Raw genomic sequence first — 4,783 nt, forward strand, 5'->3', positions numbered from 1 at the left:
CCGGCTATTGACAAACGGGATTGGACTGGACATATCGGCAGCCCCGCCGGACGGCTGGTTCGGGCGGGCTTCAAGCACGAGCGACGCGGGCCGGGGCGGGATCGTTGGATCCGGCCGCTGGGTCGGGTCGGGATTGCGGATCCTGCGGGATCCCGATCGGCGCCACGAGCCGGGGCGGCCAGTATCTGGCCAGGTTCCAGGGCTCCTCTGACGACACTGGGAAGCATTCGGCTGGCATCGGCTGGTCCGGATGATGATCACGCGGAGGCGAATACGCTTCTGCGAGCGATGAAGCTTGTCCGAATACTATGGACGACGGCGGCGGCGCCGGTTTCGAGAGAAAATCTTCGAAACAGGTGTTGACCTTCGGCAGGGGTTCGGGTAGATCCTCTGCATCGGCGGCGGGGTTCTTCGGGCCTGGCCGCCTTGGACCTTCGAGGCCTGGCGCTCCTTCGGGAGCGGGTTGGGGTTTTTGGGTTTTTGCTCTTTGACATTGTTGAGAGGGAAGAGAAGCGTAGGCGGCGGTGTCCTTGCGCCGATCCTTTGGGATCGGGGATGACATTGACCGGATCTATGCTTTGGTGAGTACACCGCTCCGGGGTGACCCGGAGTGAGAGGTGCTCTGTCAATTTGCGTAGTGAAGTCTTGATCATACTTTCAACTTGAGAGTTTGATCCTGGCTCAGAACGAACGCTGGCGGCAGGCTTAACACATGCAAGTCGAACGGGCCCTTCGGGGTCAGTGGCAGACGGGTGAGTAACGCGTGGGAACGTGCCCTTCAGTTCGGGATAACCCAGGGAAACTTGGGCTAATACCGGATACGTGCGAGAGCAGAAAGATTTATCGCTGAAGGATCGGCCCGCGTCTGATTAGCTGGTTGGTGGGGTAATGGCCCACCAAGGCGACGATCAGTAGCTGGTCTGAGAGGATGATCAGCCACATTGGGACTGAGACACGGCCCAAACTCCTACGGGAGGCAGCAGTGGGGAATATTGGACAATGGGCGCAAGCCTGATCCAGCCATGCCGCGTGAGTGATGACGGCCTTAGGGTTGTAAAGCTCTTTCGCACGCGACGATAATGACGGTAGCGTGAGAAGAAGCCCCGGCTAACTTCGTGCCAGCAGCCGCGGTAATACGAAGGGGGCTAGCGTTGTTCGGAATCACTGGGCGTAAAGGGCGCGTAGGCGGCTTTGTAAGTCGGGGGTGAAAGCCTGTGGCTCAACCACAGAATTGCCTTCGATACTGCATGGCTTGAGACCGGAAGAGGTTAGTGGAACTGCGAGTGTAGAGGTGAAATTCGTAGATATTCGCAAGAACACCAGTGGCGAAGGCGGCTGACTGGTCCGGATCTGACGCTGAGGCGCGAAAGCGTGGGGAGCAAACAGGATTAGATACCCTGGTAGTCCACGCCGTAAACGATGAATGCCAGCCGTTGGCGAGCTTGCTCGTCAGTGGCGCAGCTAACGCTTTAAGCATTCCGCCTGGGGAGTACGGTCGCAAGATTAAAACTCAAAGGAATTGACGGGGGCCCGCACAAGCGGTGGAGCATGTGGTTTAATTCGAAGCAACGCGCAGAACCTTACCAGCCTTTGACATGTCCCGTATGAGGAGTGGAGACACCCCTCTTCAGTTCGGCTGGCGGGAACACAGGTGCTGCATGGCTGTCGTCAGCTCGTGTCGTGAGATGTTGGGTTAAGTCCCGCAACGAGCGCAACCCTCGCCCCTAGTTGCCATCATTGAGTTGGGCACTCTAGGGGGACTGCCGGTGATAAGCCGCGAGGAAGGTGGGGATGACGTCAAGTCCTCATGGCCCTTACGGGCTGGGCTACACACGTGCTACAATGGCGGTGACAAAGGGCAGCGAACCCGCGAGGGGGAGCTAATCCTCAAAAGCCGTCTCAGTTCGGATTGCACTCTGCAACTCGAGTGCATGAAGGCGGAATCGCTAGTAATCGTGGATCAGAACGCCACGGTGAATACGTTCCCGGGCCTTGTACACACCGCCCGTCACACCATGGGAGTTGGTCTTACCCGACGGCGCTGCGCCAACCGCAAGGAGGCAGGCGACCACGGTAGGGTCAGCGACTGGGGTGAAGTCGTAACAAGGTAGCCGTAGGGGAACCTGCGGCTGGATCACCTCCTTTCTAAGGATGTTCTCTTACGAAGTGGCGTCATGCTGCTTCTATCGGAACACTTGGAACACAAGAGCTTCAGTCAGAAGCTCACTATGCGGGACGCTGCCGTCTTCGCTTCTCTTCTCAATTCCGGATACATCGGTCGCAGCAGGTGCTGCGGCTGGGGCCTGTAGCTCAGGTGGTTAGAGCGCACCCCTGATAAGGGTGAGGTCGGACGTTCGAGTCGTCCCAGGCCCACCATTTTGGGAAGCCTCAAGCGCCGGCGGCAACGTCCGTTGCCTTGGCTGCTCCGCGCATCAGCGCGGGCGCCCGGTCGGGCTTGCGACGCTGACGCGTCGATCCTGCACCACTTCTTGCGAAGGCCGACCGGCCGCCGCGCCCGATGGCGCGGATAGCCAAAGGGACTTAACGTCCCTGCCGGCGTCTGAGGCCAAGCAAAAAACGGGGCCTTAGCTCAGCTGGGAGAGCGGTAGCTTTGCAAGCTTCAGGTCGTCGGTTCGATCCCGACAGGCTCCACCATTTTACTGTATCCGGATGTCAAAGGAATTCGTGTTCCCTGCTGTGCGGGCGAGCGCGGATGTTTGAAATCGTAAAGAGGCAGCATCTTCGACCAGCGGACTTTCCTAGTTCCGCGAACCAGCCCCGGCCCGCAGCCGGGAGCGTCGGAGATGCTTGGCAAGCAAAATATGACTTCGCAGCAATGCGAGGTCAGGTCTTTCTTGAGATCCGTGTCCGGCTTTTGCCGGGCGGACATGGATCATGAGAGTAATCAAGTGTCGTAAGAGCATCTGGTGGATGCCTTGGCGCTGAGAGGCGATGAAGGACGTGGTACGCTGCGATAAGCCTTGGGGAGCTGCGAACGAGCTTTGATCCAGGGATCTCCGAATGGGGAAACCCCCCTTCGACCCTTTGTATTGTGACGGCATCCGAGAGAGCGATCTTGGGGGTGGCGTTGCACTACGGAGGGTCAGATGAAGGGATTAGATCCTGAATACATAGGGGTTTAAGGCGAACCCGGGGAACTGAAACATCTAAGTACCCGGAGGAAAGGACATCAAACGAGACTCCGTTAGTAGTGGCGAGCGAACGCGGACCAGGCCAATGCCAACCTGATCGTCACCGGAACCGTCTGGAAAGTCGGGCATGACGGGTGATAGCCCCGTACGGAACAGCGTGATGGTTGGATATGAGTAGGGCGGGACACGTGCAATCCTGTCTGAACATGGGGGGACCACCCTCCAAGCCTAAGTACTCCTCAGCGACCGATAGTGAACCAGTACCGTGAGGGAAAGGTGAAAAGCACCCCGACGAGGGGAGTGAAACAGTTCCTGAAACCGGATGCTTACAAACAGTCGGAGCCCAAGGTTCGTCCTGGGTGACGGCGTACCTTTTGTATAATGGGTCAGCGACTTAAAGTAACGAGCAAGCTTAAGCCGATAGGTGGAGGCGCAGCGAAAGCGAGTCTGAACAGGGCGTTTTTTAGTTCGTTGCTTTAGACCCGAAACCGGGTGATCTAGCCATGAGCAGGTTGAAGGTGCGGTAACACGCACTGGAGGACCGAACCGGTGCCTGTTGAAAAAGTCTCGGATGACTTGTGGCTAGGGGTGAAAGGCCAATCAAACTCGGAAATAGCTGGTTCTCCGCGAAAGCTATTTAGGTAGCGCCTCGCGTGAATCCCCCAGGGGGTAGAGCACTGGATGGGCTAGGGCCGCCCACAGCGGTACCAAACCTAACCAAACTCCGAATACCTGGGAGGAGTGCGCGGGAGACACACGGCGGGTGCTAACGTCCGTCGTGGAGAGGGAAACAACCCTGACCTACAGCTAAGGCCCCCAATTCGTGGCTAAGTGGGAAAGGATGTGGGAATCCCAAAACAACCAGGAGGTTGGCTTAGAAGCAGCCATCCTTTAAAGAAAGCGTAACAGCTCACTGGTCTAAACAAGGGTTCCTGCGCCGAAAATGTAACGGGGCTCAAGCCACGAGCCGAAGCTTAGGGTGCATCGCAAGATGCGCGGTAGCGGAGCGTTCCGTAAGTCTGCGAAGGCGGACCCGTGAGGGCTGCTGGAGATATCGGAAGTGCGAATGCTGACATGAGTAACGACAAACAGTGTGAAAGACACTGTCGCCGAAAGTCCAAGGGTTCCTGCGTAAAGTTAATCTTCGCAGGGTTAGCCGGCCCCTAAGGCGAGGCCGAAAGGCGTAGTCGATGGGAAGCACGCTTAATATTCGTGCGCCAGTGAGAGGTGACGGATCCTTATCGTCGTTCGAGCTTATCGGATTGCTCGGGCGGCTTCCGGGTCCCAGGAAATAGCCCTCACATCAGACCGTACCCGAAACCGACACAGGTGGACTGGTAGAGTATACCAAGGCGCTTGAGAGAACTATGTTGAAGGAACTCGGCAATTTACCTCCGTAACTTCGGGATAAGGAGGCCTTCCGTTTGGGCAACCAGGCGGGAGGGGCACAGACTAGGGGGTGGCGACTGTTTACCTAAAACACAGGACTCTGCGAAGTCGCGAGACGACGTATAGGGTCTGACGCCTGCCCGGTGCCGGAAGGTTAAGAGGAGAGGTTCACGCTTTGAATCGAAGCCCCGGTAAACGGCGGCCGTAACTATAACGGTCCTAAGGTAGCGAAATTCCTTGTC

Annotated in this window: 2 tRNA genes and 2 rRNA genes; all 4 read left to right on the forward strand. The window is 57.5% G+C overall.

The window, feature by feature from the left end:
* Nucleotides 1-658 precede the first annotated feature (658 nt).
* Nucleotides 659-2,145: ribosomal RNA gene (locus DDF70_RS35430) — 16S ribosomal RNA — on the forward strand.
* Nucleotides 2,146-2,299: 154 nt separating this feature from the next.
* Nucleotides 2,300-2,376, forward strand: a tRNA-Ile gene (locus DDF70_RS35435).
* Between the two features lie 203 nt (nt 2,377-2,579).
* Nucleotides 2,580-2,655: transfer RNA gene (locus DDF70_RS35440), tRNA-Ala, on the forward strand.
* 248 nt (nt 2,656-2,903) lie between these two features.
* Nucleotides 2,904-4,783 (forward strand): 23S ribosomal RNA (locus tag DDF70_RS35445); the annotation flags it as partial.

The sequence above is a fragment of the Microvirga calopogonii genome, from assembly GCF_003347665.1.
GTDB classification, from domain to species: domain Bacteria; phylum Pseudomonadota; class Alphaproteobacteria; order Rhizobiales; family Beijerinckiaceae; genus Microvirga; species Microvirga calopogonii.